Source organism: Pedobacter sp. NJ-S-72 (genome assembly GCF_053890575.1).
This window is the reverse complement of the sequence record NZ_CM132681.1, coordinates 5,671,503-5,697,545: the sequence shown is the minus strand read 5'-3', so window position 1 is coordinate 5,697,545 and position 26,043 is coordinate 5,671,503. Positions and strand designations below refer to the sequence as shown.

Annotated in this window: 31 protein-coding genes and 2 pseudogenes; 5 read left to right on the top strand and 28 right to left on the bottom strand. The window is 37.4% G+C overall.

Translation table 11 applies throughout. The features are described 5' to 3' along the window. Nucleotides 1-25: 25 nt before the first annotated feature. A pseudogene (locus ACWYN3_RS37465) lies at nt 26-2,454 on the bottom strand (alpha-ketoacid dehydrogenase subunit alpha/beta). A 130-nt stretch (nt 2,455-2,584) separates the two neighbouring features. Between ACWYN3_RS37465 and ACWYN3_RS37460 the strand changes: the two are divergent. After that, nucleotides 2,585-2,971 (top strand): DUF1573 domain-containing protein, encoded by a 387-nt coding sequence (locus tag ACWYN3_RS37460; RefSeq protein WP_456218732.1) that lies wholly within the window; start codon nt 2,585-2,587, stop codon nt 2,969-2,971. Nucleotides 2,972-3,040: 69 nt separating this feature from the next. Further along, a pseudogene (locus ACWYN3_RS37455) lies at nt 3,041-4,241 on the top strand (pyridoxal phosphate-dependent aminotransferase). A gap of 107 nt (nt 4,242-4,348) precedes the next feature. On the opposite strand, the gene ACWYN3_RS37450 reads toward ACWYN3_RS37455, so the two are convergent. Then, nucleotides 4,349-5,233, bottom strand: a complete 885-nt coding sequence (locus tag ACWYN3_RS37450) for a LysR family transcriptional regulator (RefSeq protein WP_456218731.1) — start codon at nt 5,231-5,233, stop codon at nt 4,349-4,351. A 216-nt stretch (nt 5,234-5,449) separates the two neighbouring features. Between ACWYN3_RS37450 and ACWYN3_RS37445 the strand changes: the two genes are divergently transcribed. After that, entirely contained in the window at nt 5,450-6,049 is a 600-nt protein-coding gene (locus tag ACWYN3_RS37445) for a class I SAM-dependent methyltransferase (protein ID WP_456218730.1), read from the top strand. A 59-nt stretch (nt 6,050-6,108) separates the two neighbouring features. Here ACWYN3_RS37445 and ACWYN3_RS37440 read toward each other — a convergent pair whose 3' ends face one another. The 21 genes from ACWYN3_RS37440 to ACWYN3_RS37340 all read right to left on the bottom strand — a co-directional run bounded on the left by ACWYN3_RS37440 (nt 6,109) and on the right by ACWYN3_RS37340 (nt 20,886). After that, nucleotides 6,109-6,357, bottom strand: a complete 249-nt coding sequence (locus ACWYN3_RS37440) for a GNAT family N-acetyltransferase (RefSeq protein ID WP_456218729.1) — start codon at nt 6,355-6,357, stop codon at nt 6,109-6,111. Between the two features lie 306 nt (nt 6,358-6,663). Continuing rightward, nucleotides 6,664-6,834 (bottom strand): hypothetical protein, encoded by a 171-nt coding sequence (locus ACWYN3_RS37435; RefSeq protein WP_456218728.1) that lies wholly within the window; start codon nt 6,832-6,834, stop codon nt 6,664-6,666. Between the two features lie 85 nt (nt 6,835-6,919). Next, nucleotides 6,920-7,336, bottom strand: coding sequence for a hypothetical protein (locus ACWYN3_RS37430; protein WP_456218727.1), 417 nt, complete (start codon nt 7,334-7,336; stop codon nt 6,920-6,922). A gap of 49 nt (nt 7,337-7,385) precedes the next feature. Beyond that, the gene (locus ACWYN3_RS37425) at nt 7,386-8,399 is read right to left on the bottom strand and encodes a COG3014 family protein (protein ID WP_456218726.1); all 1,014 of its coding nucleotides are present in this window, start codon (nt 8,397-8,399) and stop codon (nt 7,386-7,388) included. Next, nucleotides 8,396-8,722, bottom strand: a complete 327-nt coding sequence (locus ACWYN3_RS37420; RefSeq protein ID WP_456218725.1) for a hypothetical protein — start codon at nt 8,720-8,722, stop codon at nt 8,396-8,398. Before ACWYN3_RS37420 ends, ACWYN3_RS37425 begins: the two co-directional genes overlap by 4 nt. Nucleotides 8,723-8,833: 111 nt before the next feature. Next, nucleotides 8,834-8,896, bottom strand: a complete 63-nt coding sequence (locus ACWYN3_RS37415; protein ID WP_456223288.1) for a hypothetical protein — start codon at nt 8,894-8,896, stop codon at nt 8,834-8,836. 10 nt (nt 8,897-8,906) lie between these two features. Beyond that, on the bottom strand, nt 8,907-9,434 hold the full coding sequence (locus tag ACWYN3_RS37410; protein ID WP_456218724.1) for a penicillin-binding protein activator LpoB: 528 nt from the start codon (nt 9,432-9,434) through the stop codon (nt 8,907-8,909). A 50-nt stretch (nt 9,435-9,484) separates the two neighbouring features. Next, on the bottom strand, nt 9,485-9,877 hold the full coding sequence (locus ACWYN3_RS37405; protein WP_456218723.1) for a hypothetical protein: 393 nt from the start codon (nt 9,875-9,877) through the stop codon (nt 9,485-9,487). Nucleotides 9,878-10,013: 136 nt separating this feature from the next. Beyond that, nucleotides 10,014-10,391, bottom strand: coding sequence for an alpha-N-acetylglucosaminidase C-terminal domain-containing protein (locus ACWYN3_RS37400; RefSeq protein ID WP_456223287.1), 378 nt, complete (start codon nt 10,389-10,391; stop codon nt 10,014-10,016). Nucleotides 10,392-10,404: 13 nt separating this feature from the next. Next, a complete protein-coding gene (locus ACWYN3_RS37395) occupies nt 10,405-10,872 on the bottom strand; it encodes an alpha-N-acetylglucosaminidase C-terminal domain-containing protein (protein ID WP_456218722.1) in 468 nt (155 codons plus the stop codon). Then, nucleotides 10,860-12,164 carry an alpha-N-acetylglucosaminidase gene (locus ACWYN3_RS37390; protein ID WP_456218721.1) on the bottom strand — a complete coding sequence of 435 codons (1,305 nt, stop codon included), beginning with the start codon at nt 12,162-12,164 and terminating at the stop codon, nt 10,860-10,862. Before ACWYN3_RS37390 ends, ACWYN3_RS37395 begins: the two co-directional genes overlap by 13 nt. Beyond that, nucleotides 12,161-13,429, bottom strand: coding sequence for a glycoside hydrolase family 16 protein (locus tag ACWYN3_RS37385; RefSeq protein ID WP_456218720.1), 1,269 nt, complete (start codon nt 13,427-13,429; stop codon nt 12,161-12,163). Before ACWYN3_RS37385 ends, ACWYN3_RS37390 begins: the two co-directional genes overlap by 4 nt. Further along, the gene (locus ACWYN3_RS37380; RefSeq protein WP_456218719.1) at nt 13,402-13,749 is read right to left on the bottom strand and encodes a fibronectin type III domain-containing protein; all 348 of its coding nucleotides are present in this window, start codon (nt 13,747-13,749) and stop codon (nt 13,402-13,404) included. Before ACWYN3_RS37380 ends, ACWYN3_RS37385 begins: the two co-directional genes overlap by 28 nt. A gap of 52 nt (nt 13,750-13,801) precedes the next feature. Next, a complete protein-coding gene (locus ACWYN3_RS37375; RefSeq protein WP_456218718.1) occupies nt 13,802-14,443 on the bottom strand; it encodes a RagB/SusD family nutrient uptake outer membrane protein in 642 nt (213 codons plus the stop codon). Continuing rightward, nucleotides 14,407-15,306 (bottom strand): RagB/SusD family nutrient uptake outer membrane protein, encoded by a 900-nt coding sequence (locus tag ACWYN3_RS37370; RefSeq protein ID WP_456218717.1) that lies wholly within the window; start codon nt 15,304-15,306, stop codon nt 14,407-14,409. The genes ACWYN3_RS37375 and ACWYN3_RS37370 overlap by 37 nt, the downstream gene beginning before the upstream one ends. Nucleotides 15,307-15,329: 23 nt before the next feature. Further along, complete coding sequence (locus tag ACWYN3_RS37365) at nt 15,330-16,952, bottom strand: SusC/RagA family TonB-linked outer membrane protein (RefSeq protein WP_456218716.1); 1,623 nt, start codon at nt 16,950-16,952, stop codon at nt 15,330-15,332. After that, on the bottom strand, nt 16,897-18,378 hold the full coding sequence (locus ACWYN3_RS37360; protein WP_456223286.1) for a SusC/RagA family TonB-linked outer membrane protein: 1,482 nt from the start codon (nt 18,376-18,378) through the stop codon (nt 16,897-16,899). Before ACWYN3_RS37360 ends, ACWYN3_RS37365 begins: the two co-directional genes overlap by 56 nt. Before the next feature lie 37 nt (nt 18,379-18,415). Then, complete coding sequence (locus tag ACWYN3_RS37355; RefSeq protein WP_456218715.1) at nt 18,416-18,790, bottom strand: hypothetical protein; 375 nt, start codon at nt 18,788-18,790, stop codon at nt 18,416-18,418. A 234-nt stretch (nt 18,791-19,024) separates the two neighbouring features. Next, a complete protein-coding gene (locus ACWYN3_RS37350) occupies nt 19,025-19,468 on the bottom strand; it encodes a FecR family protein (RefSeq protein ID WP_456218714.1) in 444 nt (147 codons plus the stop codon). After that, nucleotides 19,422-20,228: a FecR family protein gene (locus ACWYN3_RS37345; RefSeq protein ID WP_456218713.1), complete on the bottom strand. Its 807-nt coding sequence runs from the start codon at nt 20,226-20,228 to the stop codon at nt 19,422-19,424. Before ACWYN3_RS37345 ends, ACWYN3_RS37350 begins: the two co-directional genes overlap by 47 nt. Before the next feature lie 136 nt (nt 20,229-20,364). Further along, the gene (locus ACWYN3_RS37340; RefSeq protein ID WP_456218712.1) at nt 20,365-20,886 is read right to left on the bottom strand and encodes an RNA polymerase sigma factor; all 522 of its coding nucleotides are present in this window, start codon (nt 20,884-20,886) and stop codon (nt 20,365-20,367) included. A 299-nt stretch (nt 20,887-21,185) separates the two neighbouring features. Here ACWYN3_RS37340 and ACWYN3_RS37335 point away from each other — a divergent pair, with 299 nt between their 5' ends. Beyond that, entirely contained in the window at nt 21,186-22,076 is an 891-nt protein-coding gene (locus ACWYN3_RS37335) for a DUF3078 domain-containing protein (protein WP_456218711.1), read from the top strand. A gap of 370 nt (nt 22,077-22,446) precedes the next feature. Here ACWYN3_RS37335 and ACWYN3_RS37330 read toward each other — a convergent pair whose 3' ends face one another. The 5 genes from ACWYN3_RS37330 to ACWYN3_RS37310 all read right to left on the bottom strand — a co-directional run bounded on the left by ACWYN3_RS37330 (nt 22,447) and on the right by ACWYN3_RS37310 (nt 25,598). Continuing rightward, nucleotides 22,447-22,911, bottom strand: coding sequence for an MFS transporter (locus tag ACWYN3_RS37330; protein ID WP_456223285.1), 465 nt, complete (start codon nt 22,909-22,911; stop codon nt 22,447-22,449). 38 nt (nt 22,912-22,949) lie between these two features. After that, a complete protein-coding gene (locus tag ACWYN3_RS37325; protein ID WP_456218710.1) occupies nt 22,950-23,549 on the bottom strand; it encodes an MFS transporter in 600 nt (199 codons plus the stop codon). Between the two features lie 73 nt (nt 23,550-23,622). Continuing rightward, complete coding sequence (locus ACWYN3_RS37320; protein ID WP_456218709.1) at nt 23,623-24,906, bottom strand: sensor histidine kinase; 1,284 nt, start codon at nt 24,904-24,906, stop codon at nt 23,623-23,625. Nucleotides 24,907-24,925: 19 nt separating this feature from the next. Then, nucleotides 24,926-25,438 carry a response regulator transcription factor gene (locus ACWYN3_RS37315; protein WP_456218708.1) on the bottom strand — a complete coding sequence of 171 codons (513 nt, stop codon included), beginning with the start codon at nt 25,436-25,438 and terminating at the stop codon, nt 24,926-24,928. 4 nt (nt 25,439-25,442) lie between these two features. Continuing rightward, complete coding sequence (locus tag ACWYN3_RS37310) at nt 25,443-25,598, bottom strand: hypothetical protein (protein ID WP_456218707.1); 156 nt, start codon at nt 25,596-25,598, stop codon at nt 25,443-25,445. 165 nt (nt 25,599-25,763) lie between these two features. Between ACWYN3_RS37310 and ACWYN3_RS37305 the strand changes: the two genes are divergently transcribed. After that, nucleotides 25,764-25,982, top strand: a complete 219-nt coding sequence (locus ACWYN3_RS37305) for an ArsR/SmtB family transcription factor (RefSeq protein WP_456218706.1) — start codon at nt 25,764-25,766, stop codon at nt 25,980-25,982. Nucleotides 25,983-26,043 lie beyond the last annotated feature (61 nt).

Here is a 26,043-nt window from a genome sequence, read left to right as displayed (position 1 = left end):
TTGTCTTTAAAATACAATCCGCTAACTAGAAAATCGCAGGATATTTTGCTTCGTTATGTACATTCATCATCTGATAAATCATTTCTATTACATCATCTACAGATGGTTTAGTGAAATAATCTCCGTCAGATCCATAAGGAGGACGATGGGCTTTCGCAGATAAAGTTTGTGGCTGTGCATCTAAATGGTAATATCCACCCTGAACTTCTAAAATCTGTTGCAGGATATAGGCTGTTCCACCACCCGGAACATCCTCATCTACCACTAATAATTTATTTGTTTTCTGTAAAGAAGACACGCATAAATGATCCGTATCAAACGGAAGTAAAGTTTGCGGATCAATAATCTCTACTGAGATTCCGTAAGCTGCCAGTTCTTCTGCCGCTTCTTCTACAATTCTTAGTGTTGAACCATATAAGAAACAACGGTAATATCTGATCCCTCTCTGATGATTTCAGCTTTTCCTAAAGGCACTGTATATTCCCCTACATTATCAGGCAACATCTCTTTTAAGCGGTATCCATTCAGGCACTCGATCATTAAAGCAGGTTCATCAGCTCTGAACAACGTATTGTACATTCCTGCAGCCTGAGTCATATTACGTGGCACACAAAGGTGTAATCCGCGTAATGAGCCTAAGATCATACCGATTGGTGAGCCTGAATGCCAAACTCCTTCTAAACGGTGTCCGCGTGTTCTGATAATCACTGGTGCTTTTTGTCCGCCTTTGGTACGGTATGACAAACTTGCCAGATCATCACTTAGAACATTCAATGCATATAACAGGTAATCGAGATATTGAATCTCTGCAATTGGTCTTAAACCACGCAAAGCCAATCCTATCCCCTGTCCTGCAATGGTCATCTCCCTGATACCTGTATCAGTAATTCTTAGTTCACCATATTTAGCCTGTAAGCCTGCAAATCCCTGGTTTACATCACCGATGCTTCCTAAGTCTTCACCAAATGCGACTAAACGCTGGTCACGTGCAAAGTTAGCGTCGAAACAAGCATTCAGCAATTCACGGCCATCTACCATTTTACTGTTATCCTGGTAAGATGCCGGTATGATGTTGACCAAAGAAGGGCTTTCGTTTCCATCTGTAAACAGTTTGGAATTATAACGTTCTTCATTGTTTGCTTTCTCTCTTGCATACCAGTTTAATAACTGGGTTCTTGCATCAGAAGGTTTATTCAAAGTTATACGAAGCGCTTTTCTTGCAGAAGAAACTACCTCTTTACGCTGTGCATCCGGTGTTCCGGCAAGCGTACCAGCAATTTTTGATAAAGCCTGATTCGTATCAGAAAGGTTATTGATCAAACTGATCACCTCGTCTTTTTCTATTTTAATATCTCCAAGGAATTCATTCCATGCTTCTTTTTGTGCTTCACGAACAAGTTTTTTAGCAGCAGTATCTTCTAATACAGCAAGCTCTTCTTCAGTAACAATAGCAGATTCAAGCATCCAGATACGCATCTGGCGGATACAGTCAAATTCCTTCTCCCACTCCAGTCTTGCTTTGTCTTTATAACGCTCATGTGAACCCGAAGTAGAGTGTCCCTGTGGCTGTGTAACCTCAGTCACATGGATTAATACAGGTACATGTTCGTCACGGCAGATCTGAATGGCCTGCTGATAAGTTTCACAAAGGGCAGGATAATCCCAGCCTCTTACTTTATATATTTCGTAACCAGGATTATTCTCATCTCGCTGGAAACCTTTTAATATCTCTGAAATATCTTCTTTAGTAGTCTGATATTTAGCCGGAACAGAAATTCCGTAAGCATCATCCCAAACAGACATTGCCATAGGAATCTGTAAAACACCTGCTGCATTGATAGCCTCAAAAAACACACCTTCAGAAGTTGAAGCGTTTCCGATTGTGCCAAAACCAACTTCGTTTCCGTTAACGGAGAAGTTTTTCAGATAATTTAATTCAGGATTTTGTCTGTATAATTTAGAAGCATAGGCTAAACCTACCAAACGTGCCATCTGGCCGCCGGTTGGTGCGATATCAGAAGAAGAATTCTTCATCTCTGTTAAATTTTTCCATGAACCGTCCTCGTTTAGTGAACGTGTGGAAAAATGGCAATTCATCTGACGGCCCGCAGAAGCAGGATCTGCTTCTACACTTGGATTTGCATATAACTGGGCAAAAAATTCTTTAATGGTACATATTCCTGTAGCAAAAGCGAAGGTCTGATCACGATAATAACCCGAACGCCAGTCGCCATTTTTAAAAGCTTTAGCCATTGCAATCTGAGGAAGTTCCTTCCCGTCACCAAAAATGCCAAACTTAGCCTTACCTGTTAAAACCTCTTTACGGCCTAGTAAACTAGCCTGTCTGCTCTCGAAAGCAATCCTGTAATCATCGATTACTATAGTTTTGAAGTCGTCAAAACTTAATTCTGAGGCATCGATGGGGTTCGTCGTAAGTTTGTTATTTAGCATCATAAGCACAAAAGTTTATTGGGCAAATATACGTATTTTCTAATTTCCGTCCCTTAACACTGTGTAATATATATATTAGCTTTTGACTTTGAAATGTTAATGAAAAGATTAAATTTGTTCAAAAGATTGAAATATGAAAAAGCTAATTATACTATTAACCTTTGTCTTAGGTGTTACAGTTACTTCATTTGCACAGAGCAAACCAGCTGAATTTAAATTCGAAAAAGAGACGTATGACTTTGGAAAAATTCCATTGACTGCACCTGTTTCAGTAGAATTCAAGTTTACAAACGTTGGTGATGAGCCATTGATTTTAACAAAAGTTGAAACAACTTGCGGATGTACTGTACCTACCTATACACAAACACCTATTAAAAAAGGAGAGTCTGGCTTAATTAAAGTTACTTACACTCCTGCAGGTTCACCATTGCCTTTCAGCAAAAGCATCACAATCAATTCTAATGCTAAAACACCTACTAAAGTGTTATACATTAAAGGAGAAACTGTATCAGGTAAATAATCTGCAAAAAAAATATTATTATCAACTAAACCTCGTTAAATCAACGAGGTTTTTTTTTATTTTTGACCCATGCCACATATTTCAGAAAAAGGGGTACAAATGCCCGCATCGCCTATAAGAAAACTAACTCCATTTGCAGACAAAGCAAAAAAGGACGGTAAAAAAGTTTATCATTTAAATATCGGCCAGCCGGACATTGCCACTCCAGAGGGCATGTTAAATGCAATTAAAAATATTGATTTCAATGTTTGGGCTTATACCCCATCTGAAGGAACATTAAGCTACAGAACAAAACTTACTGAATATTATAATAAATTGGGGTACAATATCACTCCTGAAGATATATTAGTCACTGTAGGTGGGTCAGAAGCAATTACAATTGCTATGCAAACTTGTGTAAATGAAGGTGATGAAATTATCATTCCTGAACCTTTTTATGCTAACTACAATGGATTTGCCTGCATGAGTAATGTAGTTGTAAAACCAATTTTATCTCATATTGAGAATGGTTTTGCTTTACCAGCGATTGCAGAGTTTGAGAAACTGATCACTGATAAAACAAAAGCTATCATTATCTGTAACCCAAATAACCCTACGGGATACCTTTACTCAAGAGAAGAGTTACAGGCGTTGAAAGACTTATGTCTGAAATATGACTTATTCTTATTCTCTGATGAGGCATATCGTGAATTCTGCTATGATGGCAGAGCGTTCATTTCTCCAATGCACTTTGATGGTTTAGAAGAAAATGTGGTTATCATGGATACTGTTTCTAAAAGATACAGTGCTTGTGGAGCTCGTTTAGGTTGTTTAATCACTAAAAACAAAGAAGTGATCAAGTCCGGATTAAAGTTTGCACAAGCAAGATTAAGTCCTGGAATGGTTGAACAAATTGCTGGAACTGCTGCTGTCGATACTCCTGATAGTTATTTTGAAGAAGTAAAACAAAGAATATACTTTGCGCAGAGATACTTTAGTATCAAGGTTAAATGCTATTGATGGTGTTTTCTGCCCTAATCCGGGCGGCGCTTTCTATGTGGTTGCAAAATTCCCAATTGACGATGCAGATGTATTTTGCCAATGGATGCTGGAAAGTTTTGACAATAATGGAGAAACCGTAATGATGGCTCCTGCAACTGGTTTTTACTCAAGCCCTGGCTCTGGTAAAGATGAAGTGAGAATGGCTTATGTATTAAACACTGATGATTTAAACAAAGCAATGGATTGCTTAACGTTAGCCTTGAAACAATATCCTGGTAAAACGAACTAGTATCTTTTAATAGAGAAAAGCACTTCAATCTATACGACTATGCCTCCAAAAAGTCAGACACTATTTGGAGGCATTTTTATGAACAAAAACCATGAAGCTGAAATTAATTAGTTACTTGTATTACTATAATTATCAACAAACCATTTCAATGCTGGATTTCTATTGGCGTGTTTATAAGCTACCACGACTTCAGTATTTACAGGAATATCATCTAATTCAATAAATGAAATTTTTAAATAATCGTACTGTTTTTTAAGTGATAAAGGCAATATAGATACACCAAGACCTGCTTCCACTAACTGTAATATGGAGTGTACATTATTAGCCTCATGCGTAATATCAGGTGTAAACTGCATACGTTTGCAAATTTCAATCAGTTTATTGTTATAATGGGGTGCAAATTCCTTATTAAAAAAGATAAATGGACTCTTCTTTAATAAATCAGCCAATTCCTCACTTGTCTTGAATTTTTGCTCTGAAAGAGGAATAACAACAACGAAGGGATCAAAAAACAAGGTCTCAACAACTAGTTTTTCAGAAAGGACAGGTGCCCTTAAAATACCTACATCTAATTTCCCCTGCTCTAATGCTTCTATTTGAGTTATAGTTGGCATTTCAAATAAACCGGTTTTTACGTAAGGAAATTCTTTCCGCATCAATTTTAAAATCTCCGCCAGGTAAGATTGATATACTGAACTTATATAACCTATCTTTAATTCTCCACTGACACTTAAGTGAATTTGACGGGCTATACTTTTACTTTCTTCTAATCTGGAGAGAATCGCATCCACTTCAGTTTTGAAATATTTCCCTGCATCCGTCAATGCAACACGTTTATTATTGCGTGCAAATAATTGCACATTTAATTCCTCTTCCAATTCTTTAATCTGGCGGCTTAACGGGGGCTGAGAAATAAAAAGTTTTGCCGCAGCCCTTGTAAAATGCAATTCTTCTGCAACAGTTTTAAAATATAAAAGATGTCTAAGCTCCATAAGTATAATAGCTATTAAGTATCATAAATTGATAAAAATGGTATTTTTCAAATATGATAAAAGCAATTAGTTTTGACAAAATAAATATGAAAACATGAATACTGAATCCCCACAAAAAGCCACTAATGAAGAGATCAAGACAAGATTCGATAATGATGTAGAAACGCTTTTCAAATCTTGACCGGGCAACAAACAACAATAGATGCTCCACTTACCATGGAATTATGCACTGAGGCTGCAAAATACATTACCCCCAATGCAACAGAATTACTTGATATAGGTTGTGGTGCCGGTAATTATTCATTGAAAATGCTAAGTAAAATTCCCGGATTGAATTGTACCCTGAATGATTTAAGTATGCCAATGCTAATCAGAGCAAAAGAAAGAGTATCTGCAAAAACCAATGGCAAGATAACAATCATACAAGATGATATGCGTAACCTTGATTTACCTGATAATCATTTTGACATTGTACTGGCCGCTGCTACATTCCATCACTTACGTACTGATGATGACTGGAATCTTGTTTTCACCAAAGTATACAAAGCACTGAAACCTGGTGGGAGTATTTGGATTTCTGACTTAATTACGCATGATTCCAAACTGATCAGTAAACTTTTTCAAGACAAATACAGAATATATCTTGAAACGCTGGGTGGCCCGGAATATGGACAAAAAGTATTTGATTATATCGAATATGAGGATACACCGCGCTCCATAAGTTACCAGCTGGATTTGTTAAAAAAAGCAGGCTTTAAAGAGACTGAAATTCTACATAAAAACTCCTGCTTCGCAGCTTTTGGAGGAATAAAGTAACAATGCTATTCATAGACTAAACGACAATGAGCCCGAAATCAAACCGGGCTCATTGTTACTTAAATTGTAATATGGAGTATTGGAAAAGGTTTCCCCATACCGTCCAGTGCAGAACGACTGATGGTTTTGAAACCCATCTTCTCATAAAATCCTACAGCCTGCCGGTTATCTTCATTAACATCAACTTTGCTCACTTTAAAAGCTTGTATCGCATGTTCCAGAAGGTTTTTCCCTATCCCCTTTCCCATAGCCGCAGGATGTATAAACAGCATTTCCAGCTTATCACTTTCTATCCCCATAAAACCCATAATCAGACCTTCCTGATCTCTGATACAAAACAGTTCAACCAGTTTAAAATATTCGTTTTAGTAATAATGACTTAAAAAAAGCGATATCCTGTTCATTTAAGAAATGGTGAGTGGCTCTGACTGACGCTTCCCATAATTCACCCATCTGAGAGAATTCTGACTCGTTTGGAACATCTATTTGATATAAAACTGGCATAATAAATTAAAATTAAGAAAATGCAGAGAGCCATTTAAGTTTAGATGCCCGAATCGTTTATTGTTACAACCGAAACAGAGCAATAAGCAGATGAAGTGCAATTCAAATCTTTAAGGCTTCAAATCTTCGTCTTTCTCTTCTTTAGTTTCTACATTCTCTGACGGGTATTTTTCTCTCCGTGCCGGGACAGGTGGAGGGCCACTAATACCAAGTCCAAAACATGCTAATCCGATCAGTAATATCATACTGATCAGGCGCAATACTTTCTTGATGCGTTGCATATAAAATGATCATAAGCCATAGCATTTTCAGCTCCGGCTTTCGTGAAGAAATAAGTATAATTATATAGGGATTATATTAAAAACGCTATTGTTTAATATATATCGGAGCCAGCAGAGAGTTTAACCTTCTCCTGTTATAATTAAGGGTAGTTCTAACGAATAAATACCCGATTGGAAGAATAACCAGCATCCTCATTAAACTGAGGCTAAACTGTATTTGTACGAGCATGCTTTTTATTAAAAGCAATAAGTTATTTGAACAGGATAGAAAGATATGCAGAAAGTTTACAGCCCTTATTTTCTGAATAAAACTTTTGTAGAAGATCTGGGTGCGGCGAACAGCATCCGTTTTACCCGCTAGTTTACTTGTGGTGGTTTTCTGATCAGTTATCGGGCTGTGCCCCAATCCGCCGGAAATAGTAAACAGACTTATAAACAATAAAACGACGAGCGTCCATTTGGACGCTTTCGTTTTAAGATCTATAGCTGTTAAATTCATCATCTTTAGCGCAGTGTTGAGTAATTATAAAACTGAATCTTCCCACTCCCATTCACTTTAATAGTTTTGGTTTCATCTCATTCTGTTCCTGAGCATTCTTAAGCGTTATAGTAACTTCATTCTCCCCCATCTTCAATGGAATACGCGCATAGGAAATACTACTTGGTAAGGATTGCCAGTTACGTGTATCTGCCTTCTCTGACAGCAGACTATAAAGTTGCATACCATATCCAAGACCTTCAAGTAAAGTATTATTTTTCTGATTATCTCTTTTGGCACTTTCACGTAAAGCATACTCTGCAATTTTCTTCACTGCCAATCTGGAAAGCACTTTACTCATCTCCTTTAATGTACGCTGCTGTAACGTTCTAAAAGCAAGTTCGTTAATATCTTCCGTTTTCTCTAATGTAACATCGCCCTGCGTGCTATTAATTACAGCGCTGGAATAGTAGGAAGGTTGTGCAACATATTTAGGAAAGGCTGCTCTTAAACTCTCAACCGCATTGATGTTCAATTTATCACGATCACCACTATAATTAAATGGGATCAGTAAACCACCAGCTACATTACTAAAAAACAGGTTTCCACCAACACCTCTGGTTAAGGTGAAAAATAAATCTTCTTGTTTTTTTACCGGTGCTAAACCATTCTCCCAAAAGAAAATCAGTTCACCACCTTCCGGAGTTTTTTCAGGTTTGTATTTGATACCAAATGCAATTTCAAACTGCACCGCTTCAGAAGTAAAGCCATTTAAATAAGCAGTTCTGATTACATCCTTTTGAAGGCCTAAAGGCATTTGTGTACCATAATAAGTCTTATCCGGACTTTTCTGATAAATTTCTACTGCATTCCGATAAGAGATAAAGGCATTGTTCACATCATTATTACTCTCATAAATCATGCCCTGCAAGGTTAAAGAGAAGGCATCCTGAGCATAACGTTTATCCTTATTATTGAATTTATCTCCCTGTTCCTGTGCTTGCAAAGTGATACGTCTGGCTTCTACTACAGCCTCTTCTGTATCATGAAGATAAAGGTAATTAAGCGCCTTGTAATAATGGATCATAAATTTCTCAAAAAATCTTCTCCTTTATAACGCTGTGTCATCGGGTTAACCAATACGCCAACAGTCGCGTCCAATGTACCCGTCAAACCTATTTCCAGCATCTGATCGGCCTCATTAAAATACCTGTTACTATTTTCGTATTCTCCAAGCAAATGACTGATCCTTCCCTTTTCCATCAGGAAAAGCAGTTTATTTCTCGGTTTCTGGATCAGGCTGTTTTTATCGAGTTCAATTTGTGCCTCCTTGTAATTTCCTGTAGAAATATTCTTATAGTAAGGAGTAATACGGTCGTTATAACTTGCGCAACCAAATAAAAAAAGCATCAATCCTACAACTGATGCCCGAAGAATATACGTACGAATGGTTGTCATATGAGTTATAAACTACCCTGAACATCAAGAATATGATCTTCAGGGCAATGGGAAATTACGGGATTAGTTTTTAACGTACTTGGCTATTTTCTTTTCACCGATCCAAACGATTTCGTTGGTCTGGATATTAGTCAGTTCAAGATTGATCTGGGTAATAAACTACTTTCTGACGTTTGTGTGCATCAACGATAGAGTTTATAGATCCCTGAAGGATAAAATCAGCTCCATTTTCCAAACCGAATTTTTTGATAGTTGAAGTAGAAGAGTTAGTCTGCTGATCAGCTTTTTCTGCACGTAATTCTTCACGTTTTTTACCCCCTTGTACTAAACGTACTCTTTGTGTTTGAACAAAAGCACTTTCTATGTCTTTCACGAAAGTTTCAGCTTCAATATGCTCATGACTTTTATTCTGAACAAATCCAACAATCACTACTGGTTTTTTACCCTGATGCTCTTCCTGGTAAGTACCTATCCAGCCTGCATTCAAAATGTTCTTAGTCAGTTCATCTGCTGCCATTCTGGAATCACTGTTATTCCATGAACCGCTGACATCTATTGTTTGATCTGTACTCACACGTGTTACTTGTCTGGATGAGCATGATGCAATCATCATTCCTGAAGCGGCAAGCGCAGTAAACCGTAAATAATAATTTATGAATTTCATCTGTGTTATTCTGTTTTTTTATAATTGTTAGATCGTATTTTCAGGAATTGTTACCAGCCAAACCAAAAATTGCTGCGTCCACCGTAGCGGCCGCCATAATAGTTTCCGTAGTTATAGCCGCCAAAAGGATTATAACCAACACCAAGGCTCAGCGAAGGATAAAAATCACCATAATAGCCATTCATTCTTTCTTCATGTCTCCACTCCCGTCTTTGACGGCGGCGTTCTAGTTTCGCTTCATACCAGTCATACGCTTTATATGTATTCTGTACAGTGGTTCCATGCTGACTAATCAGAGAGTCTGCAACTCTAAAATATTTCTCCTGGCTTTCTTTATACCTTGGGTTCTGATCCGGAGCCAGGCCAGATTGCTGTGCACTTGCTGTTCCAGCGTGTAGCGCACCGAACAACAGGCTTGAGATAACGATTAGATTCCTTTTCATGACCTTAAATTTAAAGTATAACAAAAATAAGCAATTTTAAGATTAGGTGTACTACAAATCTACTGCCATGTTTGAGTTAATTTAACGTTTTTTAACGAAACTTTGATAATTGACATTAAATTGATCTCTTATTTCGTCAGCGTTTCATTTCAAGGATACTTAAAGCCATTGTCACCGCATTTTTCGTTATTGGTTTTTCAGGGACTTCAGCAGCATTTGCCCATTTCTTTTCCATCTCAAAGAAATCTGGTTCAGCAGGGTTTTCACCCTTTAATTTTCTGCTTAAATAAGCAGTATAAACTTCCCAGCGGTTTAGATATAAAGTTCCCATTAACCCACCCCACTCTTTATTGGCATATTCATGCAGGTCTGTTTTCGCGTTATCCGGCCCCCAATAGGAAATCTGTGTTTTAGCATTCCAGACTGCTTGTGTTTTATCCGCAGGTGTCTGCCCAAAATCAGCAGCACTTCTAACCCATGTATCCAGACGGAAAGAAGGATGTGTCTGGAGCAGCTCATCCTGTAGCCTAATCAGGTCCAGAAATTGAGTAACATCTTTTTTTAAATTCTTTTTGATCAGCTGCCTGATAGGATTGAACCATTTGCTGATATAGATCCTGCCCTTTATTACTTAATACCTGTCTGACCAAATCAACAAGATCATATTGATAATTCTCATTTTGCCGGTACACAGCGGCCGATTTAGAAAATTGCCGTACTGCTTGTTCAAAAGCTTTAGTATCGTAGTTTCGTTTTAAGCCACCCCATGTTCTTGCATGTTCAGCATTTAAAGAAGGTCTTGCACAAAATACACTTTCTGGTGCACCCTGAAAATCACTTTTATTGCTATTGTAAATAGTTTTCAAAAATCCCTGCCATGCTGCTTTAATATTAGCGTCAGCTTTCCCATATCTGAAATCAGCATAGCTATTTAACCAGCTACTAACATTAAAGGGTTGCTTTTGCCATGCCGCATCGTAAATCAAATCATACAAAACAGGATTATTATAATAACCTTCAGGAATTTCCCCAATTCCAGAAAGACTTTTTGACCATAAGGACTCTTTAATACATCAAAGGGCTGATTTGCCAGCCTTTCCAGTTTACCATAAAGGCCAGAGTTCTCCCCAAAATTGTTAACAGACCCTAAAATCCACTGATGCCCGTTATATCCATTTCTCTTGACCCAATTTTCATTACTTTCCCCCATTAAATCCAGGATCAGCACTTTATCTGCAGGTATTTTAGAGATAATGTGATCACTCGGATTCCCTCCCCATCCCTGCAAAACCCAGGCGGATTCAGGGAATGATTTATTCATCATCGTATAGATGTTCAAGCCTGCGGAGTCTAGCGCTACACCTTTTGAAATCCCACCCTCATGGAAAGGATCGCCCCCAAAAAAGAGAAAATCAGTTCCATATAGTGTTTTCATGTTTTTGTAAAAACTAGCTGCCATTTTTTCAAACAGTGGGTCTAAAGGTGATAATATCGCTGGACGTTTAAAGTCTCCCGCCCATCGTCCCTGATCAATAATCTTCGCATTCGGATATTTCTGTTTTAAACTATTAGGAACCATACCATAAAAACCCTGCATCACAGGCTGGATCCCCAGTTCTTTCATTCTATTGAGAATACCTTTTTGCAGGTCTGCCTGCTGATTCATCATCCCTTCACTCATAGGACCTCCCCAACCTTCTAAATTACCCATTAACCACCAGGCCGAAAAAGCAGGGCCGGCAATGAAAGTTTCGCGATCTTGTTTATTGAAATCAAAATCCTTTAAAGTTAAGTCCCATACTTTTTCATTCCCAACTGGAGTAAGGGCCATATTTACTCCATTCAAAGCGAGCCAATCCAGTAAATAATCCCATTGACCAGATTTATAAAAAGACATCGTATAACTAATTGTACAGTAATTCAAACTATACCTGTATTTAAAGGGGGTTTGCTGTCTGATCTCTTTTAGAATTACCGGGATTGTTTTTAAGGGTTTAATATTACTGCTTTGCAGTGATAAAGATTGATGACAGTAATATTTCAAATACCAGTTTACTGCCATTGCCGCAGCGCTGGGCGACGTAGCACCTACATGTAAAGTGTTATTTTGAGTTTGAAGCGTAAAAATATCTTCAGCTCCGGCCTCTTTTTTAAGCTCCTTAAATTCTATATGCGGTGCTAACCATCCAATTCTTCTATCAACCAGCTCTTTTACGCCATTAAAACCGTCTGCCTTTACCTGTAACGCCTGATAAATCAGGAAAAGGATAATGATACTTTTTTTCATTTCTTGTGTAATTTGATATCGTCTATAATTACTTCTTCTGAGCTATTGTTGATGAACCTGACACGAACAGTTTTCATCTGACCAGGCTTACCCGTAGTGGTTAAAAAATCTATGGTGTGTCCGGTGAAACTTTGTCCCGCCTTATTTATTTCCTGAACTCCCTTTTCGACCTTTCCACTTACAGGGACAAGGTTGTCTATATTCATTTGAAGACTTCCTTTGCCTTTGCTCCAGTACATTAATTTATAAGGTGTTTGTGGTTCCAAATACAAATATTGTACAATAACTTGTCCGGGAGTAATTGATAACCCTTGATTACCGGTTCTTCTTGCTGAGCTGGTTAACTGTGCTGTACCAGTCCACGGAAACAATTGCTTAAATTCAAATGATGAATTGGCAAGTTCATTACCTTTTTCTACGGGCCACTGATAACCCCTCACATAATCTACTTCCATATCTACCTCTCCATTTTTACCATAAGTACCTAACAGCAGATTCATGAAATGATCAGGAGACTTGATATCAGCGGGATCGCTCCACTCCTTTTTTAGTTCTCCATTTACATAGAATTTTAACCCGGCTGGTGTCCATAATAGTCCATGTGTTACCCATTGATCAAAAAAAACGACGTCTTTAACATCATGCTGCCCTATGTTATGCAAAAACTTACCTGTAGAATCTACATTACCATGTAAAACAACTTCGGAATTCAGGTTTTCAAACACATCTATTTCAAATACCTGACCATGTGGTCTAATACCAGTAACATCTTTTGCCAGATAGCCATCTTCAATGTAGTATTTTGGTTTCGGGCCCGGTGAATCAAACCAATAGGCTGTATTCACAAGTTCAGCATTCTTTGATGCTTTTCTTTTAACTCTGACTTCGAAATAACCACCGCGTTTGTTGTCCAGCAGATTTTCATTACTGTTCCAATCATAAGTTTGTATGGACGATATTTTTCGCCCCGATGTCCAGTAAGGTTTTACAGGAATAGAATCATTGGTGACAAGATGTAAGGTATTACCATTAAATATTAATCCAGGTTCCGGCAGCGTATCTGCTTTAAAGGCTGTCCAATTGTATTTTTCTACGTAATCCAGATTCGAATAGTATTGGGTAAACCACTTATTTTTATTCAGCACGGCATCATTAAATTCATCATGCCAGAATAACTTCATTCCTTCGGGGACGGCTACTGAAGAAGGTATTGAAAGGTGATTGACCTCATCCTGATCTAGTTTCCACTTTTTAGAGGTGAACACTTTTGAAAAGCAGTTACGGATATGATTTTGGTAGCGGCCGTTTTATTGATTGCAGTTAACCAAACATAATAATTGGTCTCTGGTTTTACGCCTTGTATATAATATCGGGTTTGATAACCGTGAAGAGTAATATTAGCATTTTTGGGTTTGATATTCTTAGCTGACCAGTAAATTTTATATTCTTTAACATTTGAATTATCATTCCAGCATAACCGTATCCAGCTTCTGGTAGCAACGGTCTTTAACTGAAAAGGTACGGATTTGGAAAATGCCGTAAGTGTAAGCAGCATGTATAAAGAAAAAGCCGTAAAAAACTTCATATATAATGAGGATTAAAAATCAGGGAAGATAAATAATCCTCCCTGAAAAATATTAGTTATAACCTTGGTTTTGTACAATTACACCGTTACTCTGATTGACTACTGACCTTGGCAAAGGATACAGGACTTTATTGGGCGTAGCAAAAGCAGATCCATCATCCTGAGCTCTTTTAATAAATAGCCCCCAACGGATCAAATCATCTCTTCTTGTGCCTTCTGACCAAAGTTCAAACAGTCTTTCATTCTGAATTTTTTTCAAGAAATCGTCTTTACTAAGTCCTTGAGGTAAATTTGGTAATCCTGCTCTTGTCCTGACTGCATTTATCTCCTCATAAGCTGCCGGAACTGGCCCGCCACTAACTTCATTTCTTGCTTCTGCCAGCATTAACAAAACATCTGCGTAACGGTAAACCGGATAATCGGTAGTCCCGTTCTGACTATTTTCTTTCCATCCATCAGGATTATATTTCATCGGTATAGCACCAAGATCACCAGCTGCCCTCGCATCTTTATAAATGATATTCCCCTGCGCATCTTTGCCTATCGGATACTTACTTAATAATACTTTTAATCTTTTATCATTCTGATCAAACTTATCATAAGTTTTCCATGGCATTTTATAGCCTCCCCATGCCATTAATGCAGTACCGGATGGGTCTATATAATCACCAGGCAAGACATGTGCAAGCCACATATTTTTGTATAGTTATTAGGTTTTGAACTGCAGACTACTGCTGCGATAATTTCAGCGTTTGCCCCATTTTTTGCTTTCATGCTAAAAACATCTTCGTAGTTTGGGGTCAGGCTATAACCTAAAGCTTTTATTTTTTCGCCAGTTGTTACCGCCTCACCCCATCTTTTTTCCTGCATATACAATTTCATCAGCCCTGTTAAAGCAGCCCCTTTTGTAAATCTTCCATAATCGTTCCCGGAAAATTTAACTGGTAATATATCAATAGCATCAGTATAGTCCGCTATAATCTGTTTAACCATGTCTGCATTCGAAGGTCTTGCTGTAGCCGGAGCGTCAGGGTTAATTGCAATAGCCGGATCTGTTTTTATAGTTAAAGGGCCGTAAATCAAATATAAGGTCTGTGCGTAATTAGCTCTCAGCGCCTTCATTTCAGCAATATATTGTTTCTTCAGACTTTCATCCATGCTGATTTTCTGTACCTGATCAATTCCAATAGTAATTCTGGATAAATAAGGCATTAATGCCAGGTATGGTGTCTGTACCCAATCAAAGTCAGGGTCCATATCCAGATTATTTAATCTTCCCCAGGTAGGCCCCCATGCACAAACCCCTTCATCTGTCATTTCCATAGCCTGAACTCTCCAACCTGGATAAGCAGCCCCCCATCCGCCTTGCCAGGCATCTCCACCGACTAAACCTGTATAGGCTGCAACGACTGTGGCATTGGCAAACTGAGGGGTGGTAACCGTAGATGATAAATCCCCGTAAACTACGTTATCCAATTGTTTTTTACAGCCAGAAAACAAGGTAGCGCCTAAAACTATAAAGAGTGACAGTAAAAAAGCCGGACCTCTTTTATTCATATATTTTTTCATGGTTAATTAAATTAAAATGAAGCACTTAGACCAAAAACATAACTTTTCACTAATGGGTATAGATTCTTCGCATCTAATTCAGGATCTAAACCTGGGTATTTAGTAATAGTGAATGCATTTTGCACATCAAATGATAATCTGATACTTGATACTATTTTTTGTCTCGCAATCAGACTTTGAGGCATTTTATACCCTAGTGTTATATTTCTGCATCGTAAATAGGTAGCATCAACCAGCCAATAAGTATTTTCCTGATGCTTATAGCTATCTGATAAAGCTGTTGGAAAATTACCATCAGGATTATTAACACTCCATCGTTCTGCTACTACAGGCATCGTGTTCCAGCCAAAAGAGAATAACGACTTCTCTAAATCGGCATTTGCGCTTGCATAGGGCGAATATTTCATTTGTTTAGCACCGGACATGAAAATACTTAAGTCGAAATTCCGGTAAGTGAAAGTATTTCCTATTCCAAAACTAAATTTCGGGTCTAAGTTTCCTATAATGGATAGGTCAGCAGCAGATATTAAACCATCCGGCTTTCCGGTCAGGTTTCCACTGGTATCAAAGCCATTAGTATCATTCAGGATTATTCCTCCCGGCAGCATTCCTGGCATCCATGCTGGTGCAGTACCGTATTTGCCAGTAAATAAACCGCCAGCCTGATATCCTTCAATTGCATTAAATAAAGCATCTTTACCCGAAACCGGAAGATATTTAGGTAATGTTTTTAAAGCTATATCGGCTCTTTTTTTCCAGTAATTTAAGTAGTGAGAGAAGTTCAGATTTGTAGACCAGGTAAAACCTCTATCCGCTGAAACAATGTTTTTTGTTTGTAAGCCGAATTCATACCCTACAGATTTAGTAGTTCCAGAGTTGGCGTAAACCCCTCCAATGATAAAATCAGATGGATAGGAAACAAATGAGATTATGTTTCTGATAGATTTATTGAAATAATCTACTGAGCCTGTAATTCGGTTATTAAATAGACCAAGGTCTAAACCAATATTAAATTCACCTACAGTTTCCCATGTCAGATTAGGATTCGCTGCCTGGGATATATTAACGCCGGTAACTGGTACACCCTGACCAAAATATCCCGTTAATGCCGTTCCATATTGCTGAAAAGCTGAACCATCAAAATTACTGTTTCCTGTCTCTCCATATCCTGCACGAAGCTTTATGGAAGTAATTTGATGAATAGGCTTAATGAAATCTTCTTCAGAAATTAACCAGCTCGCCGAAACAGAAGGAAAATAACCCCATTTTTTATTGTCTGCAAAATTCGACGCACCATCCTGACGAATAGAAGCCTGTACGGAGTATTTACTATCCAGGGTATAATTTATCCGGGCAAAATAAGAGGCCCAGGTTTTTTCTTTTTGTGAAGAACCGACCGTTGGCTGAGCGGCTTGGCCTGCGCCTAGATTATAATACTTCTGTACATCAGAAAAGAACGACTTATTGCCTGCACTAAAGCCCTGCCAAACTGTATTATTATAAGAATACCCTGCAAGAGCACCAAAACTGTGTCTTTCTCCAAACACCTTATTGTAATTTAAGGTATATTCAAATAGTTTAGTTTTGGCAGAGGTCTGTGTTATGCTCGCATCGCCCATTGGCAGTACTCCCATATAAAAATGTGATAGGCAAATAGGCCGATCTTTTGGAATTTGACTGATCAAAACTAGCATTCATCCTGGCCTTTAACTCCGGCAGAATACTCCATTCTGCATACCCATTTGCCAGTAAACGTAGTGCATCTGTGTTATCAGTTACTGTTTCATAAGATAATGGATTAGGTATGTTTTTTTTATAAAATGGATTTAGCGGATATCCCCCATTTTCGTCTCTTAAAGGCAAATTTGCCGGCCAGTAAATAGCTGCTGTAAGAATACCTCCTCCCTCATTTTCCCCACCGGTAATCACATTACCAGTCGTAGAATTAGAGATGATCACATTCCCACCGACTTTAATTTTATCAGATACACTTTGCTCAAGATTTAAGCGCCCATTATATCTTTTATAATCACTACCTATAACTACGCCTTTCTGATTGAAATAATTTGCAGATAATAAGTAACTGGTTTTATTAGTCCCGCCAGAAATAGATAGGTTATGCTGCTGTTCTGTATATCCTCCCCTTGTAATGGCATCAGGTGCTGACTTTCCATTTACTGTCGCAGCAATTTCTGAGGCGGAGTACAGCTGTTTAAAAGGAGTCACAGATGCAGGATCTACTGTACCATAATAAGGCGCTATTTTATTTGTTCTGTACCATACCTCTTCAGCAAGAAGATTACGTTGATTCATATAATCTTTTGCATTCAGGACTTTGTACATCTTATCGACATTCTGTATACCATACGATACAGAGTAATCAACTCTCGTTTTACCTTCTTTACCTTTTTTTGTCGTAATTAAAACCACACCAGCACCTGCCCGGGCACCATAGATAGAAGCAGAACTTGCATCTTTCAGGAAATCAATGGATTCGATATCATTTGGGTTGATGAAGTTAAGCGGAGACTGATCTACCCCTCCCTTTCCATAATAACCAACACCATTTGGTGTTTCTGCAGCATCATTAACTGGCACACCATCAATCACATATAATACGCCTGCATTTGCTTTAGAAGGATTACTACGTATCTGAACAGCAACTCCTGCTCCCGGTTGGCCGGTTGCTTGTATAACCTGAACCCCTGCGGCTTTACCTTGTAAACTTTGTTGAAAATTAGACGCCGTACTGGTATTCAGATCTTCAGATTTCACTCTAACAACTGCTGTAGTCAGGTTTCTTTGTTTGGTTGTTCCATAACCGACCACTACCACATCATCCAATGCAACCTGGGACTCTTGCAGCACAACATTAATTTCCGATTTGTTCCCTACAATGAGTTCCTGAGCAGTAAAACCTATATAAGTAAAAACAAGTACGCTGGAAACATCAGGGACATTAATAGCATATAACCCTTTGCTATCTGTAACAGCGACAGTAGTAGTTCCCTTGACCTTCACACTTACACCGGGAATACCTTGTCCTTTATTATCAGTTATAACTCCTGTAATCTTTTTTATCCGGACTATCTCTCGATCAACTACTTCTTCTTTCTTTCATTTTCAGAGCAATGGTGTTCTGAATTATTTTATAGCTTATAGGCAGATCTGCAAAACATGCATCAAGGACTTTATCTATCGAAGTACTCTGGAGAAATATTTTGGATACTCTTAATTTCACCAGGTCAAGTTTATTATCATATATAAAATGATAACCACTTTGCTTTTCTATAAGATGTATAATCTTCCCAATGTTTACATCTTTTTCATTGAGTGTGATATTTTGGCTATAGCTTTTGGCACTCACTTGTGTAAGCGCTAAAAACATTATAATAGCAAGTAATTTCATAGCCAGTAAAATTTTAGGTACGCCGGGCCATTCCACAGCCGTAGACTTAGATTTAAATTTCATAATTTCGTGAAGTTTGGGTTAAACGTGAGTTCTAATTCGTCATTCCTTTATTAGGGAGCCCAGATTTTAGCCGGGAAAGTGCTGAGAACACCTCCCGGTTTTTTTTATTTAAGAGCACCCGGAAATTTTAGCGGACTGGTAGTAGTTTTCTTTTCATGGACTTTGGTTTAGGTTTATAACTGGTTTTGTTGATTCTTTTTTCGATAGACTAGCCTTGTTTCATGAGCATTTCTATCAATTGATAATTGTAATATTATTCTTTTCAATTCTGAAGTGAATCCCCTCGAATTGCATGATATTGATTAGTCCGGACAAGTCTACATTCCTTGATACTTTTCCAGAAAGCAGTGTAGTTGGAATTTTACCTTCATATTTAACATTGATATCATACCAGCGGGCTGCTTTAGTCATAATCTGCACAATATTTGCATTTTCAAACTGAAAGAAGCCATTCTTCCATGCAGTTACCTCTTCCAGATCAACTCTCTGGATCACTTTGAGTTCTCCATTAGCATTAATACTCCCCTGCTCACCGGGTTTCAATAAGCCCGAAGTATTTTGACTTCTTAACTTTACTGAACCTTCCAGTAAAGTCGTTTTAACCACAGGCTCATCATCATAAGCTGCAACGTTAAAGTGAGTACCTAATACTTGTACACGTTCTACTGGTTTTGACAAGGAAAGGAGCAGACTTGTTTTTAGCGACCTCAAAATAAGCTTCACCGGTTAAATAAACGATACGGTCAGTTTTGGTAAATTTTGTAGGATAACGGAGTGATGATGAAGAATTCAACCAGACTTTAGTTCCGTCTTCTAAAATGAGTTGATATTCTCCTCCTCTGGGAATAGCGATCGTATTGAACAATATTTTACGATTTGCAACAGGCTCATGTCTCCCGTTGTAAGCAAGAATCTCATTTCTATTATTTAGAGATGTCCCATCTTCTTCTTTGATAGTTTGTTTATTCTCTGATCCTAGCTCGACTTTCCTTCCATTGCTCAATATCAAAACTGCATGTTTACCACCTGGTTGAATTTGAGGAACCTGAACCGTTTGCTGGTCACGGCCATTTTTCAATTGCTCTTGCTTTTTATTATTTACATAAAATAACAAAGCGGTAACTAAAAGAAATGGGAAAATTACAGCTGCATATTTAAGTAATCTTGAATATGGTTTATTTACAGAGAGCTGATCTTTTACTTTGTTTTCTATTTTATCTTCTATCTTATTCCAGGCAGTCTTAGTATCAATGAGAGCTGTATGGTCAAGCTGTGCCTGAAGATATTCCGGGTTTAAAAGTTTATTAAAAAGCTGACGGTTTTCATCTTGATTATTTACCCAATTTCCCAGCAATACATTTTCATCAGGTGTGATTTCACCTTTTAAAAGTTTACTGATTAATATGGCGATATGAGAATCATATTCGTTTGTTTCCATTGGGCTTATATTGGTTGATTTGTTATACAAACAGCATCACACTCCAAACGGGTGACAGCTTATAGAAATAAATTATAAAAAAAAAAAGATAGATTATCGGAGTCTTTCCAGCAGAAAAAGCCAGCAGAATGGATTCTTAAGTATATTTCTCAGAATCCTTAGACCCCGAACTTTTTGGGTTTTCACGGTATTGATTGATACTTTTAAATGGTCTGCTATTTTCTTGATTACTCATTCCTTTATAATAACCCAAATAGATGACCTTTCTATACCCTTCTGGTAATTGATTTATTGCGGTCTGAATTTCATACAGGACTTCTGCTTCAATTATCCGATGAGAAATATTAATATGTTCTATATCATCTGGAATTGACTCCTGGTGTTTGTGTATTACCTGCTGATGTTTATAGCTATTAATACAGGCATTTTTTGTAGTGAGATATAAAAAAAAAAAAGCTTTAATAGCATCCTGAGTTTCAAATTTCTCTCTTCGCTCCCATAACTTAACAAAAGAATCCTGTACGATATCCTCTGCAATTTCATCATTTGTTATACCAGTTGCAAAAAGGCACAGATGCTTGTAAAATGAATCATAGAAATGCTTGAAGGCATTTCTATCTCCATTTTGAAAGGATATAATAAGAGTTGTGTCAGACATTATAATAAAAACAGCAGATTGATTTCGACAACCAATTAGAAGCAATCTAATGGAAATTTCTATCAAAAAAAAAAAATTGAAGCGTTGATGATTGAAATTTTAAGGAACATAACGGAGTCTTTAAAATTCGATTTAGTAATTAAGATTATAAGTTATATAATTAGAATATTTATTTCATCAACATCCATTTCAACCTATCCAAATTGTTCAAAACATTGGCTGATTGGGAGAAATAATAATAAATAGTGATATTTGGCCCATCTATTACATATAATAATTTCAAAAATTAAATCTGCATCATGAAAAAACTTATCCTATCATTAGCATTTGCTGGCATCAGTCTGATTGGCTACGCACAGGTCGCCCCTAAAATTGATACCACAAAAACGTGGACTATTCATGGGGAAAATACACTATTAATTAATCAGAGTTCCTTCTCTAACTGGTCTTCTGGTGGTGTAAATTCAGTTGCAGGAAATATTCTGTTTAACTATGATTTCAATTATAAAAAGGATGTCTGGAGTTGGGATAACAAAGTGATTTTAGGTTACGGGCTGAGTAAACAACAGGATATTGGTACACGTAAAAATGATGACAGAATCATTTTGAATAGTTTGCTGGGGCGTCAGGCATCTAAATATTGGTTGTATACTTTTTATGCGAATTTCCAGACTCAGTTTGCAAAGGGGTATAATTATACAGGAAATTCAAGAAGTATAATCTCTGATTTTCTTGCACCTGCTTACCTGACCTTCGGGCCTGGTTTTGCTTATAAACGTTCTGATAATTTCAGAGTTAATATTTCGCCTGCTGCTGCACGTGTGATTATTGTTCAAAATGATAGCCTTTCTAACGCTGGTGCTTTTGGTGTTGACCCTGGTAAAAAGAGCAAATTCCAATTTGGTGCCTCATTAGATGCTTACTATAAAGTAAATCTGCTTGAGAACATCAGTTTAGAAAACACTTTAAAACTATATTCTGATTACTTAGATAAACCAGGAAATATTTATACTGATTATACCGCTAATCTTTTTATGAAAGTGAACAAATTTGTAACTGTTAATGCGGGTGTACAATTGATCTATGATGATAAAACTAAAATCCCTTATCTTGACAATGGAGTAAAGAGAGACAAAAAAGCTTTACAGGTAAAACAGATTTTTGGAGCTGGGGTAACTTATAAATTCTAAGATATTACAACATAAATTCCGATCTCAGAAAACTGGTCAGATGTATAAAAAAAAAAGGTGCTGTCTTTTAAAGACAGCACCTTTTTTATACATCTGACCCACACAAAATAGGTTAGTATTTATTTAGCCATCCTGATCCTCGTTCAATTTTGATGTTTCTTTTGAATCCTTCATAAATACATAAACGACCAGTGACATAAATATACAACCAGTAATATACCAGTAGAAGTAAGGTTCATGTCCTATCTTTTTTTACCATAAGGCTAAATACTCAACTGTACCTCCAAATATGGCTACCGTAATCCCATAAGGTAATCCTACTCCCAGCGCCCTGATCTGTGCCGGAAACAACTCTGCTTTCACAATTGCATTAATACTTGTATATATCCCTTACAATAATCAATGCTGCCAATAAAAGAAAGAAGGCCCCCCATTGTGAAGTTGTATGGCTAAGCGTTGTCAGTAAAGGCACAGTAAAAATAGTCCCCAGAACACCAAAACCAATCAGTAATGGTTTACGGCCAATACGATCAGAAAGACTACCAAATAAAGGTTGTAATACTGCAAAGATAAATAGGGAGAAAAAAGATAGTAATGTAGCTTCTCCTTTGGAAAGATGCACGGTATTGACTAAGAATTTCTGCATGTAAGTTGTGTAAGTATAAAATGCAAGTGTTCCTCCCAGTGTAAGCCCTATTACAGTAAATATAGCTTTAGGATGTTTCAACAACTCTCTGATTGTTCCGCTGCTATCATCCTTTTTACTCTTCTGCGCTTCAAACGCTTTTGTTTCATGCAGACTTTTACGAAGATATAAAGCGACTACAGAAAGTATCGCCCCAATGACAAAAGGAATGCGCCATCCCCATGAAATCAGCTGTTCTTCGTAAGTATTATTCTTTGAAGGATGATCTGTATACCTAATGCAATAAGCTGTCCGCCAATTAGCGTAACATACTGGAAACTGGAATAGAAGCCACGTCTGTTTTTAGTTGCCATTTCACTCAGGTACGTTGCGGACACCCCGTATTCACCACCAACACTCAATCCTTGTAATAATCTCGCCACCAATAATAATACCGGCGCTAAAAGCCCTATTGTTTTGAATGTGGGAGTCAATGCAATCAGTAATGATCCTAAAGACATCAGTAATACGGATAGTGTCATACTTTGTTTACGACCCACTTTATCAGCAATACGACCAAACATCCATCCGCCTATCGGGCGCATTAGAAAACCCAGGGCAAAAATGCCCGCAGTGTTTAATAACTGTGCAGTTGAACTACCGGAAGGAAAAAAGGAGGAAGAAAAATATATTGCGAATGCAGAATAAGCGTACCAGTCATACCATTCAACCAGGTTTCCTACAGAACCACCGAAAATAGCTTTCAATCTTTGTTTCGAAATTTTAGGAGATTCCTGATTTTCATCAGTTAATTGTTTGATAGCTGGTAAATCGGTCTGTCGTTTCATAGGTTAATATTTTTAGTAGTATGGTTTACCATATAAAGTAAAGCAATGATTTTATAGAAATTTTGAAGAAAACTTATAAAACCTTTGAAATTTGATTGAATACTAAAGTGAGAGAATGCCATCCACCTGCATATTCATAACTAATCTGATGACCATACAACTCACATATCTTTTTAACGATAGCCAGTCCAATACCTATAGAATCGCGTTCGCTATTCCCTTTTTTGAATCGTCCGAATAATTCACTGATAGGAATCCCGGGTGCTTTACCAGTATTTTTGATCTTCAGTTCTGTTGAAGTTAACTGGATTACAATTTTACCAGAAGGGACATTATGACGGATTGAGTTACTAATCAGATTATTGAGCATTAATACAGCGAGCGACTCATCCAAAGCAATTGTCACCTGAGGTTCGATAGCTATTTCCAGATTAATTTCTCTCATTTCCATCCAATCAGTGAACCCTATAATTTTCCCGGATAGGATAGCACTCAGATCAATCCGGCTGCTTAAATCGGAATTGTAGTTTTCTAATTTTGCCAGTAAGGTTAGTGAATGGTTTATTTTGGCCAGTTTTTCCAGCTCATCATGGATGTCTGAAAGCATTGCAGCCTGCATTTCTTCTAACTCAGACTCCATGAGTAATTCTATTTTGGCCTTCATAGTCGCTATTGGCGTTTGAAGTTCATGAGACGCATTTTCTGAAAATTCCTTAAGTGCAATATAACTGTTCTTCGCTTTACCAGACATTTTAACCAGGAAATTATTGAGTTCACGAAACTCCGTTGTCTGCGTTTCCTGTATATTAATTGTATTTTCCTGATCGATTTCAAATTGCTGAATAGCATCAAGGGTATCATTGAAAGGTTTTAATATATGCCATGATATCAATTCACTAAGAAGGATAACTAATGCTATTAAAAAAAAAACGAAAGTCCAGGCAAAGACAAGAATAATACCCGTAAGATAGATATCATCCGGTTCTACAAGCATTGCCTTGCTGGAAATTGTATACTGTTTTCCATTAACCATTGGGTAAGAGGAAAAATAAACCATAGGAACTATAGCTTCTACTTCATCACTCCACTCTTTTTGAATCTTTACCGATTCAGGATTAGTTAATGAATCCTGAACAGCAAAAAGTTTAATCTTTACATTTTTCCCGGGAACGAAATCAAGAGGTACACTTTGCTGTCCCATATGCCGCGCAATAATCTGGTTGAGGTTTTCCAATTTACCCGCAACAGACTGGACTGCTCCACGACGAATGGCTGAATACACAATAGCAAACCCTATATTTAACACCACAAAGGTGATAACTGTATAGGCTATTGTATATTTATAATTGATTTTCATGTTTAAGTTTTACGCGGATTCAACTTGTAGCCAAAGCCATAAACTGTACTGATATATAATCAACGCCACCTGCATCAGTAATTTTTTTACGGAGGTTTTTGATATGCTGATAAACAAAATCTACGCTATCAAGGTTATCCGTATAATCACCCCATAAATGCTCAGCTATTGCCTGACGGGTAAGTACTCTCCCTTGATTATTAATCAAGTAGATTAGAAGATTTATTTCTTTTTTTGTTAAGCTAATTGGGGTCTCATTGACCTGACATTCCAATAATTGAAGATCAACTGTGATTTCTGCAAATGTAAGCTGGTGATTCTTTCCCGGAACTTTTCTGCGCATTACAGCTTTTATCCGGCTATGTAATTCTGGTAAAGGAAAAGGTTTTGTGATATAGTCATCAGCCCCCTCATCAAGCCCGGTAATTTTAAAATCAAGTGCATTCTGTGCAGAAATGATAATTACACTACTCTCGATACCTTCTTTTTTGATCAGTTTAAGCAGGTTAATTCCGTTCCCATCGGGCAGCATAATATCAAGTATAATGCAGTCGTAAGTAAAAAAAAAGCACCAGCTTTTCTCTGGCCTGATCAAAAGTTTTTGCAATCTCACAGATATAATTTTCTTGTTTGAGGTAATCGGCTATACTTTTTGCAAGCTCAGATGTGTCTTCCACCAATAATAATTTCATATGCAAATGATCTCTAATCGCAACATAAGAAAAATAAACAGAGAAGTATCAATTAATAACTTACAGGTTATCATATAACATTTATTTTTTCATCTTATTACTTGCGTAACCAAAAGGTTTCATTTATATTTGTAACCGAACGATTACATAATTAATCAAACACCAATGAGAAGAGATGTTTTCCAGGCAATTGCCGACCCTACGCGCAGAGAGATTTTGAACATGATTGCAAATCAGTCTTTAAATCTGAATGCAGTAGCTGATAATTTTGAAATTAGCCGTCCTGCAATTTCAAAACATATAAAAATATTGACAGAATGCGGACTGGTTTCCATCAAACAGCAGGGAAGAGAAAGAATCTGTGAAGCAAAACTGGAAAACTGAATGAAGTTTCTGAGTGGATTGAGCAGTACCGCGTATTCTGGACAGCAAAACTGGATGCTCT